22 protein-coding genes are annotated in these 20,234 nt (G+C 47.3%); 17 read left to right on the top strand and 5 right to left on the bottom strand.

Going from position 1 to position 20,234, the window contains the following annotated elements; genetic code table 11:
• Positions 1-15: 15 nt before the first annotated feature.
• Entirely contained in the window at positions 16-1,470 is a 1,455-nt protein-coding gene (locus QVC96_RS13050; protein ID WP_287689503.1) for a UbiD family decarboxylase, read from the top strand.
• Here the strand turns inward: QVC96_RS13050 and QVC96_RS13045 are convergent.
• Positions 1,442-1,714, bottom strand: coding sequence for a hypothetical protein (locus QVC96_RS13045; RefSeq protein WP_238026019.1), 273 nt, complete (start codon positions 1,712-1,714; stop codon positions 1,442-1,444). The genes QVC96_RS13050 and QVC96_RS13045 overlap by 29 nt on opposite strands.
• Positions 1,715-1,795: 81 nt before the next feature.
• On the opposite strand from QVC96_RS13045, the gene cdvB1/B2 reads away from it, so the two are divergent.
• Both cdvB1/B2 and ppsA read left to right on the top strand, forming a co-directional pair.
• The gene (cdvB1/B2, locus tag QVC96_RS13040) at positions 1,796-2,461 is read left to right on the top strand and encodes a cell division protein CdvB1/B2 (RefSeq protein ID WP_287689502.1); all 666 of its coding nucleotides are present in this window, start codon (positions 1,796-1,798) and stop codon (positions 2,459-2,461) included.
• A gap of 109 nt (positions 2,462-2,570) precedes the next feature.
• Positions 2,571-4,904: a pyruvate, water dikinase gene (ppsA, locus tag QVC96_RS13035; RefSeq protein WP_287689501.1), complete on the top strand. Its 2,334-nt coding sequence runs from the start codon at positions 2,571-2,573 to the stop codon at positions 4,902-4,904.
• A 226-nt stretch (positions 4,905-5,130) separates the two neighbouring features.
• Here the strand turns inward: ppsA and QVC96_RS13030 are convergent, their stop codons facing one another.
• The gene (locus QVC96_RS13030; RefSeq protein ID WP_238026021.1) at positions 5,131-6,210 is read right to left on the bottom strand and encodes an inositol-3-phosphate synthase; all 1,080 of its coding nucleotides are present in this window, start codon (positions 6,208-6,210) and stop codon (positions 5,131-5,133) included.
• Positions 6,211-6,302: 92 nt separating this feature from the next.
• Between QVC96_RS13030 and QVC96_RS13025 the strand changes: the two genes are divergently transcribed.
• The 9 genes from QVC96_RS13025 (at position 6,303) to QVC96_RS12985 (ending at position 14,043) form a co-directional block, all read left to right on the top strand.
• Complete coding sequence (locus QVC96_RS13025) at positions 6,303-6,578, top strand: acylphosphatase (RefSeq protein WP_238026022.1); 276 nt, start codon at positions 6,303-6,305, stop codon at positions 6,576-6,578.
• Positions 6,579-6,639: 61 nt separating this feature from the next.
• Positions 6,640-7,908, top strand: a complete 1,269-nt coding sequence (locus tag QVC96_RS13020) for a TrpB-like pyridoxal phosphate-dependent enzyme (RefSeq protein WP_287689500.1) — start codon at positions 6,640-6,642, stop codon at positions 7,906-7,908.
• 8 nt (positions 7,909-7,916) lie between these two features.
• A complete protein-coding gene (trpA, locus tag QVC96_RS13015) occupies positions 7,917-8,642 on the top strand; it encodes a tryptophan synthase subunit alpha (RefSeq protein ID WP_287690509.1) in 726 nt (241 codons plus the stop codon).
• Positions 8,632-9,663 carry an anthranilate phosphoribosyltransferase gene (gene trpD / locus QVC96_RS13010; protein WP_287689499.1) on the top strand — a complete coding sequence of 344 codons (1,032 nt, stop codon included), beginning with the start codon at positions 8,632-8,634 and terminating at the stop codon, positions 9,661-9,663. Before trpA ends, trpD begins: the two co-directional genes overlap by 11 nt.
• Positions 9,660-10,244 carry a phosphoribosylanthranilate isomerase gene (locus QVC96_RS13005; protein ID WP_287689498.1) on the top strand — a complete coding sequence of 195 codons (585 nt, stop codon included), beginning with the start codon at positions 9,660-9,662 and terminating at the stop codon, positions 10,242-10,244. The genes trpD and QVC96_RS13005 overlap by 4 nt, the downstream gene beginning before the upstream one ends.
• Positions 10,241-11,503 carry an anthranilate synthase component I gene (locus QVC96_RS13000; protein WP_287689497.1) on the top strand — a complete coding sequence of 421 codons (1,263 nt, stop codon included), beginning with the start codon at positions 10,241-10,243 and terminating at the stop codon, positions 11,501-11,503. Before QVC96_RS13005 ends, QVC96_RS13000 begins: the two co-directional genes overlap by 4 nt.
• The gene (locus QVC96_RS12995) at positions 11,503-12,084 is read left to right on the top strand and encodes an aminodeoxychorismate/anthranilate synthase component II (protein ID WP_287689496.1); all 582 of its coding nucleotides are present in this window, start codon (positions 11,503-11,505) and stop codon (positions 12,082-12,084) included. The genes QVC96_RS13000 and QVC96_RS12995 overlap by 1 nt, the downstream gene beginning before the upstream one ends.
• Positions 12,085-12,086: 2 nt before the next feature.
• Positions 12,087-12,839 carry an indole-3-glycerol phosphate synthase TrpC gene (trpC, locus tag QVC96_RS12990; protein ID WP_287689495.1) on the top strand — a complete coding sequence of 251 codons (753 nt, stop codon included), beginning with the start codon at positions 12,087-12,089 and terminating at the stop codon, positions 12,837-12,839.
• Between the two features lie 13 nt (positions 12,840-12,852).
• On the top strand, positions 12,853-14,043 hold the full coding sequence (locus QVC96_RS12985; RefSeq protein WP_287689494.1) for a pyridoxal phosphate-dependent aminotransferase: 1,191 nt from the start codon (positions 12,853-12,855) through the stop codon (positions 14,041-14,043).
• A 46-nt stretch (positions 14,044-14,089) separates the two neighbouring features.
• Here QVC96_RS12985 and QVC96_RS12980 read toward each other — a convergent pair whose 3' ends face one another.
• Positions 14,090-16,486 (bottom strand): valine--tRNA ligase, encoded by a 2,397-nt coding sequence (locus tag QVC96_RS12980; RefSeq protein ID WP_287690508.1) that lies wholly within the window; start codon positions 16,484-16,486, stop codon positions 14,090-14,092.
• A gap of 106 nt (positions 16,487-16,592) precedes the next feature.
• On the opposite strand from QVC96_RS12980, the gene QVC96_RS12975 reads away from it, so the two are divergent.
• The 3 genes from QVC96_RS12975 to QVC96_RS12965 are packed head-to-tail and all read left to right on the top strand — an operon-like array spanning position 16,593 to position 18,250.
• Positions 16,593-17,570 (top strand): NAD(P)/FAD-dependent oxidoreductase, encoded by a 978-nt coding sequence (locus QVC96_RS12975; protein ID WP_287689493.1) that lies wholly within the window; start codon positions 16,593-16,595, stop codon positions 17,568-17,570.
• Positions 17,551-17,928 carry a hypothetical protein gene (locus QVC96_RS12970; protein ID WP_287689492.1) on the top strand — a complete coding sequence of 126 codons (378 nt, stop codon included), beginning with the start codon at positions 17,551-17,553 and terminating at the stop codon, positions 17,926-17,928. The genes QVC96_RS12975 and QVC96_RS12970 overlap by 20 nt, the downstream gene beginning before the upstream one ends.
• A 10-nt stretch (positions 17,929-17,938) precedes the next feature.
• Positions 17,939-18,250, top strand: coding sequence for a hypothetical protein (locus QVC96_RS12965; protein ID WP_238026035.1), 312 nt, complete (start codon positions 17,939-17,941; stop codon positions 18,248-18,250).
• On the opposite strand, the gene QVC96_RS12960 is transcribed toward QVC96_RS12965, so the two are convergent.
• The gene (locus tag QVC96_RS12960) at positions 18,202-18,480 is read right to left on the bottom strand and encodes a hypothetical protein (RefSeq protein ID WP_287689491.1); all 279 of its coding nucleotides are present in this window, start codon (positions 18,478-18,480) and stop codon (positions 18,202-18,204) included. The two genes, QVC96_RS12965 and QVC96_RS12960, sit on opposite strands and share 49 nt — an antisense overlap.
• 14 nt (positions 18,481-18,494) lie before the next feature.
• The gene (locus QVC96_RS12955; RefSeq protein WP_287689490.1) at positions 18,495-18,713 is read right to left on the bottom strand and encodes a hypothetical protein; all 219 of its coding nucleotides are present in this window, start codon (positions 18,711-18,713) and stop codon (positions 18,495-18,497) included.
• 290 nt (positions 18,714-19,003) lie between these two features.
• Between QVC96_RS12955 and QVC96_RS12950 the strand changes: the two genes are divergently transcribed.
• Positions 19,004-19,531, top strand: a complete 528-nt coding sequence (locus QVC96_RS12950) for a hypothetical protein (RefSeq protein WP_287689489.1) — start codon at positions 19,004-19,006, stop codon at positions 19,529-19,531.
• Entirely contained in the window at positions 19,464-20,069 is a 606-nt protein-coding gene (locus QVC96_RS12945) for an N-glycosylase/DNA lyase (protein WP_287689488.1), read from the top strand. The genes QVC96_RS12950 and QVC96_RS12945 overlap by 68 nt, the downstream gene beginning before the upstream one ends.
• The last annotated feature ends 165 nt before the right edge of the window (positions 20,070-20,234 follow it).

Below are 20,234 nucleotides of genomic sequence, written 5' to 3'. Positions count from 1 at the left end.
GGGACCTTTGACTCCATGGGTTTCAAGGATCTGCGGGATTATCTAGAGAGCATGCGTTCTAGGGGTAAGCTTATCGAGGTAGAGCATGAGGTCGACGTGAACCTAGAGATAGCGGAGCTGGGAAGAAGGGCCACATACTCCCATCTTCCACCACTCCTCTTCACTAGGGTTAAGGGTTACCCTGACTGGAAAGTCCTAACCAACGTGTATTATTCCATGGAGGGGATTTACGAGTTGTTTGGGACTAGGAACCTTGAGGGGATAGCGGACAGCTTCCTGGCGAGTTTCGGCGAAGTTCCTGTCACGATACTTGACAAGGTCAGATCTCTTCCATCTCTCCTGAAGATGGGAAAATACATGCCCAAGGGTAAGAGAGCCCTCTTCAGGGAGGATAAGAGCCTAAACCTGGAGAGATTACCTGCCACAAAAACATGGCCCAAGGACGCAGGCAGGTACATGACGTTTTCTATTGTAATAACTAAGGACCCAGAAAAAAATGTCAATAATCTAAGTATTTATAGAATACAGATACTGAACGACAGGGAAGCGTTAGTGCACTGGCAGGCGTTTAAGAGAGGATCCCTAGCAGCTTCTAAGTATAGGGACCTAGGCGTGACCAAGGTGCCAGTGGCGATAGTCAATGGGGTGGATCCTATCATAACGTTCACCGCAGCATCTCCTGTACCTCCAGGGCTGGATAAGTACCTGTTCGCCGGGATACTAAGGGATGACGGTGTGGATGTGGTGGAGCTGGACAATGGTATACTGGTTCCTGCACATGCCGAGTCGGTACTTGAGGGTTACGTGGACCTGAACGATCTGAGGCCTGAGGGACCCTTCGGGGATCACCTGGGTTACTACACTCCCCAGGATTACTATCCGGTGTTCAAACTTGAGAAGGCCCACTCCAGGGAGAACCCCATCTATCACGTGACCTCGGTGGGTAAGCCTCCACTGGAGGACGCCTGGATAGGCAAGGGAGTGGAGAGAATATTCCTCCCCTTCTTGAAAATGATAATCCCGGACCTGGTGGACATGAATCTGCCAGAGTACGGTCTCTTCACCAGTATTGGAATATTTTCGATCAGGAAAAGATATCCAGGACAGGCCAGGAGGGCCATGATGTCCATATGGGGCACTGGCCAGCTCAGCTTCCTGAAGCTGGTTATCGTAGTTGATGCTGATGTCAACATTCACGACATGAACCAGGTCCTTTACGCTATTGCCAGTACGGTGGATCCGCAAAGAGACGTCATGATAGTGACCAACGCGTTAAACGATAGTTTAGATCACACTGTCCCCAATCCGCCCCTAGGGAGTAAAATGGGGATAGATGCGACAAGGAAGTTCAGGGAGGAGTTGGGAAAGGACTGGCCAGATCCAGTTGAAAGTGATCCTGACACGGTTAAACGGGTGTCTGAAGTCTGGGAGAAGATAAGGTCTAAATGGCCAGATCCTCCCTCAAGGTAGATTCGCCTTTCTTGTAGATCACCGTTACCTCCACCACGTCTAGACCTCTTGTGGGTATCTCGAGTTTGTTGGTAATCTTCTCCACTTTAGTCTCGTCCGTGATGGTTCTCCTGCTCCTCTCCTCTGACGGAGAAAGAGAGGTGACGCTGTACTTTACTATTACCTCCCTGATGAGGAGGGGAGCTCCATTTATCGTTTCCAATATAATCCTTTCTCCATCTAACCTAGCCTTGAAGTCCGCCATGTTATCACGCGCCAGTTAACCTGTATTATGTATATTCTATCTTAAACGTTGTTTCTCCCCAAGATAAACAATAGAGCTTACATGACCAGTAAAGTAGAGGACTTCGTGAGGAACTGGAATGGAAGGCAAGAGGCTGGAATTGGAGAGAGAGTTAAGAACGCTTTCAAGACAAAGCAACCCCTGAAGTATAAGCTGGTCACCTCAAATTACAAGTTGAGAACCACAATTAACAGGTTAGAAGTATACATCTCCAAGATGCAGGAGAGAGACAGAGTTCTGTTTGAAAGGGTTATTTCAGCGCAGATGGCCAAGGACAATGCCAGGGCATCCATGTACGCCAACGAAATAGCTGAGATTAGAAAGATGACGAAGCAAATAATAGGGGTGCAGATTGCCCTTGAACAGGTACAGCTCAGGCTTGAAACCGTAACAGAGGTTGCTGACGTATTTAACAACCTGATTCCCGTGATCGGCGTAGTCAGGGAACTAAAGAATGCCATAAAGGGAGTGATGCCTGAGATCAGTATGGAGCTAGCTGACGTGGAGGAAGGGTTACAGGAGGTCGTAATAGAGGCCGGAGACTTCACTGGTACTAGCATAGAGCAGGCTGCCACTAGCCCAGAGGCAAGGAAGATATTGCAGGAGGCAAGCATGATAGCTGAGCAGAGAATGAAGGAGAACTTCCCTGACCTTCCCGCCTTAGTGACCACAACCCAGAAGGCAGAGAACGGGAACGGGGCTAAATAACTCTCATTCTTTTAATCCTTTCTGTTTTATATGATCTATTTTTTAATCGCTTTAATCTTCTAAGCAGATTTTTAAGTTTTGATTCGAAAAAGATAGTGGGGATATCTTATTGGTTACTCAAATTTTGAAAGAAGAGGGTATCCTTCCTTTATCGAGAGTAAGGAAAGATATGGTAGAGCTTGCAGGGGGAAAGGGGGCTAACCTCGGGGAGCTCCTTAGCCAGGGGATCCGCGTACCCCCTGGCTTCGTTATTACTTCAAAAGCTTACTCGTACTTTCTGGATTATAATGGTTTAAGGGATAAGATTGTTTCAATCCTGAAGGAGGAGGAATCGTCTGAGAAGGCTAGCGAGAGAATAAAACATCTGATTCTCACTTCACAGGTTCCCCATGACCTAGAGGAAATGATATACGGTTCCTTTGATGAGCTTTCTAGGTCAGTGGGTAAGGAGATATTGGTAGCCGTTAGGTCCTCTGCTACGGCAGAGGACATAGAGAGCGCCAGTTTTGCTGGTCAACAGGACACCTATCTCAACGTGAGGAGGGCAAATCTGATCAATATGGTCAAGGCTGTCTGGGCCAGTCTCTATAACGCGAGGGCCATAGAGTACAGGAAGAGCAAGGGGATAGACTCTTCCAAAGTGGAGATGGCCGTTGTAGTCCAGAAAATGGTAAACTCTAGGTCCTCTGGAGTAATGTTCACCCTTAACCCTTCAAACGGCGATAGAAATTTCATTGTAATAGAGTCATCCTGGGGGTTAGGAGAGGCTGTAGTTGGGGGAAAGGTCACCCCTGACGAGGTCATAATTTCCAAATCCGATCTGAAGATCATGGATAAGAGAATAGCTAAGAAAAGCATGAAGATCGTGTACAATCAGGGGAATAACGTCGAGGTTCCGCTTAATGGCGATGAGAGTGAGAGCCCAAGTATATCGGACGAGGAAGCGCTGGAATTGGCTAAATTAGCCCTGAAAATTGAGAGTCATTACGGTATGCCCATGGATATAGAGTGGGCAATAGATGCTGACATGAAGTTTCCGGATAATGTCTTCATAGTACAGGCTAGGCCCGAAACCTTCTGGGCCTCCAAGGGAAAGGAGGTGGTAAAGTCTACTACTCAACCCACAGAGAGGAAGGTTCTTGTTAAGGGACTGGCAGCAAGCCCAGGTATAGCTAGCGGAAAGGCCAGGGTTCTCATGGACGTGAGGGAATCCAAGGACTTCCAGAAGGGAGAAATCCTTGTAACGAGGATGACGGACCCTGATTGGGTCCCCGTGATGAAGATTGCCTCTGCAATAGTTACAGACGAGGGTGGGATAACCAGTCATGCGGCAATAGTTTCTAGGGAGCTGGGAATACCGGCAATAGTGGGAACCAAGGATGCCACAAAGGTTCTGGAGACCGGTCAAGAGATCACGGTGGACGCCACAAGGGGAGTAGTATATGCCGGCAGGATAGTCGCAGAGGAGCCAAAACAGGAGCACCAGGGGACCTCTGTTTCTGGATTGTCTAGGGATGTGCTCCTGAGTCTCTTCCCCGTCACCGGCACAAAAATATACATGAATCTGGGTCAGCCGGACATAATTGAGAAATATCTAGATCTTCCGTTTGACGGAATAGGGCTCATGAGGATAGAGTTTATTGTAAGCGAGTGGATAAAGCATCATCCGCTCTATCTCATAAAAATAGGGAAACCTGATGAGTTCGTGAACAAGTTAGCCGATGGAATAGCTAGAGTCGCGTCAGCCATATATCCAAGACCGGTAGTGGTTAGGTTCTCCGATTTCAAGACCAACGAGTACAGGGGATTGATAGGTGGAGAGGAGTTCGAACCCGAGGAAAGAAACCCAATGATAGGATGGAGGGGAGTTTCCCGATACGTAAGCCAGCAGTATGAACCGGCGTTCAGACTGGAGGTCAGAGCAATCAGAAAGGCTAGGGAAGAGATGGGTCTAAAGAATGTGTGGGTTATGTTCCCCTTCGTCAGAACCACTTGGGAATTGAACAAGGCCATAGGAATCATGGAGGATGAGGGTCTCAGGAGGAGTGGTGACTTTAAGGTCTGGATAATGGCCGAGGTTCCTTCCGTCATAACCATGGCTGATGAGTTCTCAAAGATGGTTGATGGGTTCAGTATAGGTAGCAATGACCTAGCTCAGCTAACTCTCGGTGTGGACAGAGACTCGGAAATCCTAGGGAGAATGGGCTACTATGACGAGAGGGATCCCGCTGTATTGAGATCCATGAAGAGATTGATCAGGATAGCCCACAAGTACGGAAGGACAGTTTCCATATGCGGGCAGGCTCCCAGCGTCTACCCCGAAGTAACCGAGTTCCTAGTGAAGGAGGGCATCGACAGCATAAGCATAAACCCGGATACGGTAATATACACGAGGAGACTTGTTGCCAGTATAGAGCAGAAGCTTCTTCTAAGAAGAAGGTAACCCAGCGCATTTTTTACATATTCTTCTTGAACCGTTGGAGTAAGCAACGCATTCTTCACATATTAGTCTACCACATGACTCACAGTAGCCTATGGAGAGGTTTCTTCCACAGAGCTCGCACATCGACATTTGGCACACGGAGCATATATTCCCTCTGAAATGGAGGTCACACACCACTCTCCCGCATATACTGCATGTGTTTCTGGCATCCCTTTCCTCACAGATTTCACATTTCAATGAACTTCTTGAACCAGAGATAGGCCTCCTCATCGTCCTTAGCCTGCTTAGGCGGGTGCTTGAAATAGAACGCAGAGACCTCGTTGAGGGGACCCCCTATTCCCCTATCCTTGGCCAGCTTCACTGCCCTTATTACATCCACAAGCACCGAGGCGCAGTTAGCCTTATCGTCCACCTCTAGGGTTGCCTCTACTTTCACTGGTCTTCCAGCAAATCCCGATCCGTTGACGTAAATGTACGCCACCTTGGTGTTTCCAAGAAAGGGGACGTAATCGCTTGGCCCAATTCTTATCCTTCCTTGGGTCTCTATTTCCTGTTCGTTTTCAAGGGTGCTTGTCACGGCCTTGGTCTTGCTTATTCTCTTGGAGTGAAGCCTCTCTTCCGTCTTCATGTTGAGGAAATCTGTGTTCCCTCCCACATTCAACTGATAGGTTTCCTCCACCTTGACTCCCCTCAGTCTGAAGAGCGAGGTAATGGCCCTGTGAAATATTGTGGCTCCAACCTGTCCCTTTACGTCGTCTCCGGCAATGGGCAAACCAAGTTCCTTGAACTTCCTTGGAAATTCCCCTGTGGGATCGCTTGCAATGAAAACGGGAATTGCGTTCACAAAACCTATTCTGGCCTCCAGCGATGCCCTTGCGTAGGCCCTGGAAGCCATCTCGCTACCCACCGGCAACATGTTGACAAGTAGATCCGCTCCACTGCTCTTCAGAGTGTCCACAACGGATTCGAGATTTCCCTCACCAGAGGGATTGAACACGTTAGTCATGTGGGGGGCAACTCCATCCAGCACGGGCCCTGGGGAAACCTCAACTCCCAGTTTATCCATCTCAACTATTCTAGGAGTTATGTTGGGTTTCTCAAATATTGCCTCCGCTACATCCTTCCCTATCTTGTTAACGGAGACATCAAAGGCCGCTACCACCTTAATGTCGGTTATCTTGTACCCGCCTATAACTGGCGTAATCAATCCATCAAAATAGTTCTCTCCCATTTTCCTGTAATATTCTATTCCTTGCACAAGCATGGATGCACAATTTCCAAGGCCAGCAATTGCTATCTTGATCATTGGCTTTTTAGGTTTGTTAGGCAGTTAAAAATATAGTGATGAAAGGGATTTAGCCGAGTAGTGAAGAAGTGGAGCGACACTGAGGTGATATTTTGGGCTTAGCACGGCTTCACGCAATAGTTGAGGGAGAAGTGCAGGGAGTGGGTTTCAGGAGATATGTACAAATTCACGCTGTGAGGCTTGGATTAAAGGGCTATGCAAAAAACTTGCCAGATGGAACAGTTGAGGTGGTGGCCGAGGGTTACGAGGAATCAATTCAGCAGTTTCTCAACTACCTATGGAAAGGACCACCCCTAGCTCTCGTGACCAAGGTAACGCATAAGATGGAGAACTATAAGGGCGAGTTCACCTCCTTCGACACGTATTAGGGGAATCCTATACATTTAAAAAGGACAAAATTATTTAATAGACGGTGTTCTTGTTGCACCAATGGCAAATAGTGAGGAAATAATACCAAGTTATTGGTATAACATTATACCTGATTTACCTAAACCCTTACCTCCTCCTAGGGATCCTCCAGATGCAGAGTTCTCTAGGATAGATCTCCTGAGAAAGATAATGCCAAGTGAGGTTTTGAGACAACAGTTCACGGTGGAGAGGTTTGTCTCAATCCCAAGAGAAGTAAGGGAGGCCTACATAAACATAGGCAGGCCTACCCCACTGGTGAGGGCTAAGAGACTAGAGGAATTTCTCAACACTCCTGCCAAGATATATTTCAAGTATGAGGGGGCAACTCCCACCGGTTCCCACAAGATAAACACCGCTTTACCGCAGGCCTATTTTTCCATGAAGGAGGGAGTTGATCACTTAGTTACTGAAACCGGGGCCGGTCAATGGGGAACAGCCGTGGCCCTGTCGGCAAGGATGTATGGACTTAATTCCACGATTTTCATGGTGAAGGTGAGTTACGAACAGAAGCCACAGAGGAGAACCATTATGCAGTTGTATGGCGCGCAGGTTTTTGCTAGCCCCACATCACACACCGAGTATGGCAAGAAGGTTCTGAATGAGAACCCAAATCATCCAGGCTCCCTTGGAATAGCCATGAGCGAAGCCATAGAGTACGCCCTTTCCAATGGCTATAAGTACCTTGTGGGAAGTGTGTTAGATGTTGTGGTTCTGCATCAGAGCGTTATAGGACTAGAGGCTATGAAGCAACTGCAGGAGCTAGACGAAGAACCGGACGTGTTGGTGGGTTGTGTGGGAGGAGGGAGTAACTTTGGAGGCTTTGCCTTCCCGTTCATCGGATCCAAGAAGGGATCCAAGTACATTGCAGTTGGCTCGTACGAGATACCGAAGTTCAGCAAGGGAGCTTACAACTACGATTTCCCAGACAGTGCGGGACTTTTGCCTCTCGTCAAGATGATCACTCTGGGAAGGGATTATGTACCACCTCCAATATATTCTGGAGGGCTGAGATATCACGGAGCTGCGCCTTCTCTGAGCATGTTAATCAAGGAGGGGATAGTGGATTGGAGGGAGTACAATGAGAAGGAGATATTTGAGGCCGCTCAAATATTCCTTCAAACCCAAGGAATAGTTCCAGCACCCGAGTCCTCTCACGCCATAAGGGCAGTCATAGAGGAGGCACGTGAGGCCAAGATCAAGAACGAGAAGAAGGTGATAGTATTCAACCTGAGCGGTCACGGATTGCTGGATCTACCCAACTACGAATCCATGATGAAGAGGATTGGTTAAGCTTGAAGATGCTTGTGTCCTATGCAACGCTCGGCTATCCCAATAGGGAGGACTATCTGAGGCTGGTGAAGGGACTTGTAGAGGCCGGATCTGACATTCTGGAAATAGGTCTCCTGCCCAAGTACGCCAAATACGATGGACCCGTAATTAGGCGGAGCTATAAACAAGTTTCTACTTGGCTGACTGATTTCTGGTCCCTCCTGGAGGAAACTAGAAGAGCAGTAGACGTTCCCCTCGTGATACTGACATATCTGGAGGATTGGGTGTCCTCTCTCTCGCAGGTGCTTGCTAAAATGAAAGAGGTGGGAATTGATGGCGTGCTGTTCCCAGATCTTCTCATAGACTTCGTCGATGAGTATGAGAAATACGTTAACGAGATCAAGAGTCACGGTTTAAGTGCGGTGATCTTCACATCTCCCTCAGTTCCGGATCCCCTTATACACAAGGTATCCAGATTGTCTGACATGTTCCTCTATTACGGCGTTAGACCCACCACTGGGGTTCCCCTACCTGTTAGCGTAGATTCCCTCATAACCAGGGTGAGAACCTTGGTCAATAACAAGCTAGTGGTGGGATTTGGTCTCTCTGATATAGAGGATATGAAGAAGGCACTTAAGGCTGGAGCGGACGGTGTGGCCATAGGTACGGTTTACATTGAGGAAATAGAGAGGAACGGGGTCGAATCAGCTATTTCTTTAGCTAGAAAGTTCAGGGGGATACTAGATGGAGCCTAGGGAGGTACTCAGGAGATTAACTGAGGGGATCTCTCTTTCCCAGGAAGAGGCCAAGGAGCTGGCAGATTTAATTATGGAGGGATCAATACCAGAACCCCTGGTTGCTGGAATTCTAGTGGCGCTCAAGATGAAGGGAGAGACTCCTGAGGAAATAATAGGATTCGCCACTTCCATGAGGCAACACGCATTGAAACTGGATTTGAGGAACACCCTTGATACCGCTGGTACAGGAGGAGATGGAATGGGGACAATCAACGTAAGCACAGCATCGGCTCTAGCTGTGAGCTCCCTCTTCCCCGTGGCGAAACACGGCAATAGGGCTGCAAGCAGTAAGAGCGGTAGCGCTGACTTCCTTGAGTCCCTCGGCTATAACATTCAGGTTCCTCCCGAAAAGGCAAAGGATCTGCTTTCGCGGGATAATTTCGTGTTTCTATTTGCCCAGCTATATCATCCCTCCATGAAAAATGTGGCACCAGTAAGGAGAATCTTGGGAGTCAGGACTATCTTCAATCTGTTGGGTCCCCTGACCAACCCCGCAGGATCTGAGAGGCAGGTTATGGGAGTTTACTCCCTGCCAGTCATGAGAAAGCTTGCAGAGGCAGCCCTTAAGCTAGGTTACGTTAAGCTTCTGCTGGTTCATGGAGAGCCTGGGTTAGACGAGGTTAGCCCTCAAAGTAAGACCTATATTACGGAAGTCGCAGGGGGAAAGGTTGAGGAGTACACTTTCGATTTCACCGAGATTATTGGTCAACCAGTTCTCGTTTCCAGACTAACAACCACTGATCCTCTGGACTCTGTGAGGAGGGTGTTGAGGGCATGTGCGGGAAAGGATAAGGACGTGGAGAAATTCATCAGGATAAACGTGAGCGTTGCCCTTTACACTGCAGGAGTGGTTTCTGACTTTAAGGATGGATTTGAATTATCAGAGGAACTTGTAAGAAGGTTACCTGAACGAATGGAGATCGTGGTGAGGGATAACGGTGATCTCACCAAGTTCAATACCATAAGGGAGTCGCTATGACCAAGATAAAGATATGCGGTATTGCCACTCTGGATGACGCGGTGGAGATATCTAGATTGGGGGTTAACATGCTTGGTTTCCTGGAGGATCCTGTGAGCCCCAGATACGTTAAAACCCAGTTTTTGAGGATAGTGAGAAGGAGCGTGTCCACTCCACTAGTCTCGGTGAACGTGACACGTCCGCTTCAGGTTATCTTGGAGAACCCCTACGTTGACACGGTTCAGGTACACAGGGTCCTGAGCGAGGAGGAACTTGAGTTGGCTAAGTCGTACTCCAAGAAGACCATTCTTTACGTCCCTTCATCGGAGAGATACTTGGACTATCTGCGTAGAGTCCTAGACGTTACCAACATGGTTCTTCTGGATCTGGAGAGGAAAGGAGATAGGCCCAACTTTGATTTCCTGTCAAAAGTTCTGAGGGACTATCCAGGACTGGGAGTCGGAGGAGGTATTTCCCCTGATAATGTTAACGATTTCCTGAGACTTGAGCCTGGCTGGCTTGACATATCTAGGGGAGTTGAGGACTACCCTGGGAAAAAGAACCTAAGTAAGGTGAGGAAGATTCTAGAGGCGATTAGATGAAGACCTACCCCATTACGGCATTTGCCCAACCCTATGAGGTTTATCAGTGTATTGAAAGAGACCAGGAAATCGCTGCATTAATGGAGAGCGTTGAGGGTTCCCAGAATACCGCCAGATACAGCGTAATTGCCTGGGGGGTTAAGAGAAAGATCCAAGTAAATAGAGGAGATGACCTAGAGGAGTCGGTAACCAATGCCCTGAGGGGAGTGGAGGAGGGAGAGCTAAGGTTCTCCGGTGGGCTTCTGGGTTATATCTCATATGACGCAGTGAGAAGGTGGGAGACGATAAGGGACTTAAAACCCATTGCTGAGGATTGGCCAGATGCCGAGTTCTTCCTTCCAGAGAATATCTTGGTCTTTGATCACGCGCTGGGCAAAGTGTTCGTGGAGGGTGATATACCATCAATAGCTGGGTGTTTTGAACAGGACGAGTTTAAGGTCACTCCCTACGACGAATCCATGAATAAGCGGGAGTATGAATCCGGGGTAAATTCGATCCTGGAGTATATCAGGTCTGGATACGCATTTCAGGTCGTTCTTTCTAGATTTTACAGGTATGAGGTACAAGGTGACCCAATGAGGCTGTATCGAAACTTACGAAGGATAAACCCATCTCCCTACATGTTTTACATGAAATTTGGAGAGAGGAGACTAATAGGGTCCAGCCCGGAGCTCCTTTTCTCGGTTCAGAAGGGAATCGCCGAAACCTTTCCAATAGCGGGCACCAGACCTAGGGGAAAGACGAGCGATGAGGATTTCGAACTGGAACAGGAACTTCTTGCCTCCGAGAAGGAGATGGCTGAACACCTGATGCTGGTGGATCTGGCTAGAAACGACATAGGAAAGTCCTGCGTCCCCGGAACGGTGAAGGTCCCTGAGTTTGCCTATGTTGAGAAGTATAGTCACGTGCAACATATAGTCAGCAGGGTTGTGGGTACGTTGAGAAAGGATGCAAGTTCCTTGGACGTTCTAAGGTCCATGTTCCCTGCAGGGACTGTAAGTGGTGCTCCAAAACCCATGGCAATGAACATAATAGAGATGCTGGAGCCTTATAAGAGGGGGCCTTACGCTGGTGCGGTTGGTTTCATCTCCAGGAATTCGGCAGAGTTCGCAATAACAATTAGAACTGCTATGATTAACAGGGATATACTCCGCATACAGGCAGGAGCAGGGATAGTTTACGACTCGGTGCCTGAGCAGGAATACTTCGAAACCGAGCATAAGATGAGGGCCCTGAAGGTAGCTCTTGGGGTGAGCTAATGGACATAACCTTGATAATAGATAACTATGACAGCTTCGTTTACAACATCGCACAGAGTATAGGAGAGCTTGGAAGTTACCCCCTGGTAGTGAGAAACGACGAGATATCTGTGAGGGGTATCGAGAGACTTAGGCCGGACAGAATAGTGATATCGCCAGGCCCCGGATCCCCAGAGAAGGCAGAGGACGTGGGAATAGTTCCTGAGGTTATCAGAACCCTGGGGAAGAGAATTCCAATTCTTGGAGTCTGCCTGGGACATCAGGCCATAGGCTATACATTCGGAGCCAGAATAAGGAGGGCTAGGGTAATATATCACGGGAAACTCAGCACCGTTGTCAGAACTGGAGAAAGCCCCCTATACACCGGACTGCCAACTGAGTTCAGGGCAACCAGGTATCACAGCTTGGTCGTGGATAATGTCACCCCTCCTCTAGCGGTTGACTCGGTCTCCAAGGAGGATGGGGAGATAATGGGTCTACATCACGTGGAGTACAGGATTTACGGTGTTCAGTTTCATCCTGAGAGCGTGGGAACTACCCTAGGACAAAAAATATTTTACAACTTCCTCAACAGAATCTGATAATGCCAAGATATCTTGAAGGATGGATCAAGGAAGTAGTTGAAAATGCCAAGAGGAGACCTTACGTTTCCAGAAGCAGGGAGAAGCCAGTTCTGCAGATAGTTCCAAGGATAAGGACCACGAAAGAAGCAGGGTTTAACCCGGTGATTGCAGAGTATAAGAGGAAGTCTCCCTCCGGATTTTCTGAGGATAGGGACCCTGTTTTATACGCCAGGGAAATGGAGAAGGGCGGGGCTGTGGCCATCAGCGTCATTACTGAAAATACTGTGTTTGGCGGATCCTATGAGTATCTGGAGAGAATAGCACGGAACGTCAAGATTCCACTGCTCATGAAGGATTTTGTGGTCACGGAAAATCAGGTAGATACCGCATATGACCTTGGAGCCGATTTCGTTTTACTTATCGTAAGAATTCTCACGGAGAGGGAACTTTCAGGCCTCCTGGAATACGTGAGATCCTATGGAATGGAGGCCTTGGTCGAGGTTCACGACAGGGAAGATCTAGATATAGCCTTGAGGTGCGGAGCGAGTCTCATAGGCGTGAACTCAAGGGATCTCCTCACGCTGACAATTCAGAAGGAGATGGCCATGAAACTACTGGAGCAGATGCCTTCAACAGTTACCAAGGTGGCCGAGAGCGGGATAGAGTCCGTGGAGGAAATCAGGTTATTGAAGGAGAAAGGAGCAGATGCCTTTCTTATAGGCTCGAGCTTGATGCGCAATCCAGATAAGATTAAAGAGTTTGTTAAGGGGTAGTAGAAGGGGAAAAATGGAAAATTTCGCAAGTTCACTTTCAAGGTTAACCGGAGAGTCAACTCTCCTTTATCAGGAAATAGCTAGGAACGTGGAGAGAACCAGGGGAATAAAAACCATTAACTTTGGTATAGGCCAACCAGATCTACCTACTCCTCAGAGGATAAGGGATGAGGCTAAAGTGGCACTGGATAAGGGTTTCACTGCATACACTCCAGCACTAGGCCTTGACGAGTTAAGATCCAAGATAGCGGAATTTCTAACTCAAAGATACGGGGATCAGATCAGGAAGGAGGAGGTAGCTGTTACCCCTGGGGCAAAGACTGCTCTGTTCCTTGCATTTCTGATGTATGTCAATCCTGGTGACGAGGTGATCATGTTTGATCCATCCTTCTACTCATATGGAGAAGTAGTAAATCTTCTTGGAGGGAAACCGGTTTACGTACCCCTTCACTTCAACGAGAACACAGGTTTCAGCGTGGATATGAACGAGCTAGTTTCCAAGATCACTCCAAGAACCAAGATGATAGTTTATAATAACCCCCACAATCCCACTGGAATGAACTTTAACGATAAACTTGCGAAGGACCTAGTTGATATAGCCAGGGAGAAGAGGTTAATCCTTCTCTCAGACGAGATTTATGACTATTTCGTCTATGACGGTGGATTCAGAAGCGTGTTGCAGGAATCTTGGAGAGACAATGTGATTTACATAAACGGGTTCAGCAAGACCTTTAGTATGACAGGTTGGAGACTGGGGTATATTGTGGCACGAAAGGAGGTCATAAATAAGGTGGGTATACTGGCGTCCAACATATACACATGTCCCACAAGTTTCGCGCAAAGGGGTGCCCTTGCGTCCTTCGATACCTTTGACGAAGTAAAGCATATGATAGACCTGTTCAGGAGGAGAAGGGACGTAATGTTCTCAGAGCTTAAGACCCTCAAGGGAATCAAGGTTTACAGGAGCTCTGGAGCGTTCTACATGTTTCCAGACGTTAGTGAGATCCTGAAGAGAACTGGAATGGACTCAAAGGCTCTGGCGGTGAAAATCATTGAGGAGGGCGGAGTAGTCACCATTCCAGGCGAGGTGTTCCCTGAAAAGGTTGGAAGAAACTTCCTGAGACTGAGCTTTGCCCTAGATGAGGAGAAAATTAAAGAGGGAGTATCAAGGATGAAATTGGCACTGGAGAAACTCACAGGTTGATGAAAAAGTTACGGGTGATCGATGATCAAAACTCCCATGGTCTGAATCACGCGGGAGATATCTTCACGTCCGGTTGCTCCGCCTCCCTATAGGTTATCTCAGTTATTTTGAGCGTTTTCTTGAGATCATCTTCCACTCTCATTAGGTCCTCTAAGAACTGTTTCGGCCCCTGTACCTCCACCTTTATCTGCGAGTTCATGGACATCCTCATCTTCACCTTATTGGTCCTCACCAGTGAGTTGAACTTCTTGACAGAGTCTCCCATCCTCACCACGTCCTCTGCTACCTTGATGTCGTCGGTTGAAGGTAAGCTCTCGAGTAGGACGCTCTGTTTCTCGCCGAAAATGAGGGAGTAAATTTCCTCCGTTATATGCGGGGCAATAGGATGCAACAGGATAATTATATCCTTAAGTATCCTTCCCAGAGTGTATATGGCAGACTTATCATCATTAAATAGCCTATGCTTGATTAGTTCAAGATACTCATCAGCTATGGTTTCCCAGAAGTATTCGTAAAGCATGGAAAGTATCACGAAGAAGTCCTGATTTTCGTAGGCTTGAATGGTCTTCTCCACAAACTCCTTGTGCCTAGCCAGTATCCACTGGTCAATGGGGTGTAACGTGGTTGGTCTATCCAGTTTCCTGCCGTGTATGAATGGGTAGGCTAGCCTGCTAGCGTTCCACAACTTCTGAAGAAGTAACTTCTTTCCCTTGACCGTGTCCCACTTGAAGGGGAAATCGTCGCCTATGGAGGCGTCAAGCAGGGTCATCCTTATTGCATCAGCACCAAACTCCTCTATCCTGTCCATTGGAGAGACGTTATTACCTTTACTCTTACTCATCCTAGTTCCATCTGGGCCCAGAACTTGACCGTGTATTACCACTCTCTTGAAGGGCACATTCCCAGCAAGCATTAGAGTTCTAAAGAAAGTGTAGAATAGCCAGGTTCTAATGATGTCAGTACCCTGCAGTCTCACATCCGCTGGGAAGGTCTTGTTGAACCTGAGTTTGTTCTCATAAAACCCAGACAGATAAAGCACAGTCACGCTGGAGTCTACCCAGACGTCAGCTACATGTGTCAATGGTTTCAGTGGAAGTCCACAATGTGGACACTTATCCACGGGTGGATTGCTCTTGGTGGGATCCACAGGCAACGAGGAGATATCAGCTGGAACCAGATGTAGATTATCGCAGTACCAGAAGGGTAAGGGGGTCCCGTAAAGTCTCTGCCTGCTTATGTTCCAGTCCCACTCAATGTTATTTATCCATTCCTCAAGTTTACCTGCCATTCTCTGTGGCTTGAAGTTCATTTTCTTGTACTCCTCGAGCAGTCTCCCCTTATAGGGGACAACATCAATGTATACCTGCTCCTTCACCAAGAACTCTATTGGTGAGAGGCAATCACTTCTCTCGGTATGGGATAGGACGTTATGCTTTATGGTCTCAATCTTTCTAACATATCCCTTCTCCTTCAATAATTCCACTATCCTCTTCTTAGCCTCCTCCACCTTCAATCCATCCAGAAAGCCCGTCCCCTTTATTTTCCCCCTCTCGTCCACGAGCTCCGTGACCGGAAGGTTATACTTGAGTTGCCATCTTATGTCCTGGGGATCGCCGTATGTACTTATCATCACAGCTCCTGTTCCAAAGTCCTTCTCCACATCCGGATCAGCTATTATCTGAACTTCCTTCTCAAAGAGCGGAAGTATTGCCTTCTTTCCCACGAGGTTCTTGTAACGCTCATCCTGGGGATTTACGGCAACAGCCTGGGTAGCTCCTAGAAGTTCAGGACGTGTTGTGGCAATGACTATCTCCCCACCTTCCTTCAGGGGAAATCCAATGTAGACTAGAATACCCTGTTTCTCGAGATATCCCACTTCACTCTGCGCCACTGCAGTCTCGCATTTGGGGCACCAGTACACAGGCCCCTGTTTCATCCTTATCATTCCCTTCTGATGCATCTCAATTAGACTTCTCTGTATAACTCTCCTGTAGTTTGGGTGGTATGTCCTATACTCAAACTGCTCCCAGTTGGGCCTATATCCCAGCCTTATCATGGCAGATTTCATTTTCCCTATCATGTCCTCCGTCCATTCCACGCACTTCTTCAGGAACAGCTCCCGGTTCTCCTTGGGTATCCCAAGCTTGTACTGGACCTTGAGCTCCGTTGGCAGGCCTTGGGTATCCCATCCCTGGGGGAAGAGGACGTTATAACCTTGAAGTTTCTTGAATCTGGCCATTGCGTCGGCTATGGTAACCCAGTAGGCATGGCCCATGTGTAGCTCTCCGCTTGTGAACGGGGGAGGGGTATCAATGAAGAAAACAGGCTTCTCGGAGTTCTCATCAAACTTGAATATCTTTTCCCAGTATTCCTGGGTTAACCAAAGTTTCTGCCATTTGGGTTCAATATCCTTGGGACTATAATGTTTGGGCCATTCCTCCATTCTCTTTAAAATCTCATCCTGGGACAACAATAACAGATCACCGCTAACTAGAATATAAAAACGTGCTTACAAAGAATCTTTTATACTTTTCGACAATGTATAGCTGATGTTAAGGGTTGCCATCATAGGTGGAGGGGTGGGTGGATCTCTCCTGGGTTCACTACTTCATGATGCTGGACACGATGTTACCCTATTCGATATCAAGGAGAGGTACTTCAAGCCCTGTGGTGACATAGTTCCCAATGTCTACAAACCTCCCTTTCCCTGGAAGGTTGAGTATGAGATAAGGGACTTCGCATTTTATCTGGACGGGGAGAGGATCTATGACGTGAGTTACAGGAGTCCCAAATGGCTTACCATAAACAAGAGCGAATGGATAAACTCCATGAGAGCGAAGCTGAGGCAGGTTGTGGGGAACGAAAAGCCTAAGCTTGACAACTACGATGCGGTGATCGATTCCAGAGGTCCCTATCCCATGGATAGGGAAGTGGTATATACCACAAGGGTAATAATGAAGGTTGAGGATTTTAACCCAGAGGCCATCCTCGAGTTTAACACTAGACTAACCGGATTCTACTGGATATTTCCAGCGGGGGAAGGTTTACTTAACGTGGGTGCCGGGTTCCTTGAGGAAAGGAACTCAAGGAGGCTTCTCTTGGAATATCTGAGGGAAAGGTTCACAAAGTATGAGATCATTGACATCAGGGGCGCCCCAATATCCATAGGCAAGGTCGTCAAGAAAGAAGGTAGAATAGGGGAGGCCAGGGGACTGGTCTTTCCCCTGAGCGGGGAGGGAATAAGACCCTCGGCTATTTCAGCTGAGATAGCCTTTAGTGCCCTGAATAGGGGAAAGCCTCTGGAGCAGGAATTGGAAAAGGGGCTCTCCACCATAGAGTCGAGAATATCCATCCAATCCTTGCTACTCAACTGGTATAGGAAGTCCAACATCTCCATGAGGAGGATAATGTTAAGGCATTTCCTCAGGAGTGAAATCTTAATAGATGCGTTCCTTGAGGATAAACTTGACTTTCAGGGAATCAAGGAGTCTATGGAGCTGATTAAAAGTGGTGGAATTAGTACTTGAGCAATCTAAGAGCAAGTCTGGAAAGCACGCGGTGAGGTCCCTGCTATTTAAATGGGATAACGAACCGAAACAACTCAATCCCAAGGGCACAAAGATACCTCCGCTCTACAAAGACGGAGAGGCCGTTCTGATAAACCTGAAGGAAAAGGGAATATTCATTTACGCAAGGTTTGTCAGGAACCTCAGGGGAAGGGTAAGGGGGAAGCTGGTGGTAATTAAGGACGGAGCTGTGTCCCTGGAGATGAATTACCGAAAGTTAAAACTGAAGAGAATATCAGGCGACGCCAACCTTTACCCCTATGTCAAGGCAGTAATGGACACGCTCAAAATCCCCATCAAGAGAACCAACCTAAAATGAGGGGAATTTCTTGTTTGAGGTTCTTTTAGGCGTTCAGACGGATCCTCAACGTATAAGGGACATCTTCAAGGACATGGTTAAAGTGCTTGAGGGTATATGTGTTCCCGTGAGAATTGGAGCATCCTTCCTCTGCTCTCCTTCCTCTTCGTCCCTAATCACCGTGTACCTCGCTGAACAGGAAATGAGACCTATGTATCTGGCGTTCAGAATAAAATCCAAGGATTCGCAGGACATAGTGAATTTTTCAGAGAAGATTAACCTCAAACTGAAGGATTATGGAGTGCACCCAACCCTCATTAACTCGGACTCCACTTCCCTGTGAATCTCCTCCGCGGAAGGGTTCGAGGAGTTCAATTCCACCACGACATTGCATATGACTGCCACTCCGTTCACGGGACAGAGCACTATCTTTCTAATGACCCCGAACTTGGTTTCTATGGTAGCGTCAAGATATTCAAGTTCCTTGAGTTTCTTTTTGCACGGTATGGAAAGGTCTAGAAAAACTAACCTCTTATCCCCGTCCTTGATAAACGAAACCTTGAAGTGATTCACGTAAAAATTCTCTATCATACTGCGGGTACCAATTCAGTGTTGCAGTATGGGCACCTGCCCTTCAAACCTCTCTTATCGGCCTCACAGAAGTATGCTTTGTACTTTTTCTCACATTTGGGACATTTGTATACCACGTCTATGCCCAGCCTTAAAGTTCTGTCACATATGGAACAGTAAACCTCAAACCAGCCAAGATGACCATAAGCGTTAGTTCCCTTCAACCTCAAGCTCATTTTTATCGTAGAAGTATAAAGTCTCTCCTGTTATAAAAGTTTCCGGGTAGGCACGTAGACGATGTTTTGCACAAGATCCATGAACTCAAGGCTAGCCCCCTAAGCTCCTTTGAGCTAATGCCTTTCCACTCCGCGGCCCATCGCCCATCATGTAATTGCTCAATATCCGGATTAAAATCCTCATAATTAACATAATCGATTTTACTATAATAGTGTCTTCTCAGGGTCTTACCAGTTGGCTACAGGAGAAGTTTAATTACATACATTAACCGTTAATATGATGGGTCAATTTGGATGCTACCATAATCTATTATGATCCAGTAACTGTGCCCGTCTTTCCTGACGTATCACTTGTGGGGGTAAAGTATGAGAGAGAGGAGAAGAGATCGGTGAATTCAGTTGAGGAGATGGAGCAGATAAGTGTGCAGGGAAAAGTCGTCTTAGTGAGGGCTAAGGGTACAGTATCCCTTAACCTGGGCCTTAATGTGACCTACCCCTTTAGCGAGATAGTAAACGTGAAACGTGTTGGCGTTCCACGCGAATTTGCCAATGAGGGAGTGAAAGTTGAGTACAAAGAAGTCCTAGAGCCCTACGGATATGTTGGCATAAACATCAATTTCTCTCCATCCCTTCCCTTCGTTATAGTGGAGACGGAACAGGGTAGCAGAATAATCTCCCTCTCCTCCATACAGGACACGAAACCCGAGATTCCAAGAGAATCTAAAACCCCAGAGAAAAAGAGGAAAAGACGTGTTAAGAAAAGTCGTAAGAGACGCAAGGTTAAGAGCAAGGGTTCTAGAAAGAGTAGAGGAGTTTAGGTTAAATAATAGGGCGAGCGAGAAGGTCTGGTTCAGGGAACTGGTTCTCTGCATACTCACGGCTAACTCAAGCTTCATCGGGGCCTTCACAGCCCTTCAGTCCTTGGGAGATCTCATCCTTTACGGATCAGCTGAGGAGATATCCAAGGTTCTCAAGGAAACGGGCTACAGGTTTCCAAATCTTAAGGCAAAATACATCGTAAGGAGCAGATCGCATTACGGCAAGCTTAAGGAGATTGGGCGGATAGCCGATAGGGATCAGATTGAGGCTAGGGAGATGTTACTGGAAGTCCAGGGTCTTGGGATGAAGGAGGCCAGTCACTTTCTCAGGAACATGGGATATCTGGACTTGGCAATAATTGACAGACATATATTACGCTTTTTCTCCGATTACCTGGAAGACCGGAAAATCTCCTCAAGGAAGAGGTACCTAGAACTGGAGTCTGTACTCAGGGGTATAGCATCAGCCCTGGACCTTCCAGTGGGAGTGCTGGACCTTTACATCTGGTATCTCAAAACGGGCAAGATAGCCAAATAGGTATCCTCATTTACTCTAGTTAGAAAAAAGTATATAAACTAGTGAATATCGATTAAAGTGACTAAACATGAATGGCCAACTGGTTACTACGCGTGACCAACACTATTTTAATCAATATTATGTTTCTAAATATTTCTATTTCTCTATTTCCCTTTCATCTATTTC

It is taken from the genome of Metallosphaera javensis (ex Sakai et al. 2022) (assembly GCA_021654415.1).
Taxonomy (GTDB): Archaea; Thermoproteota; Thermoprotei_A; order Sulfolobales; family Sulfolobaceae; genus Metallosphaera; species Metallosphaera javensis.
This window is presented reverse-complemented; position numbering and strand designations above follow the sequence as displayed.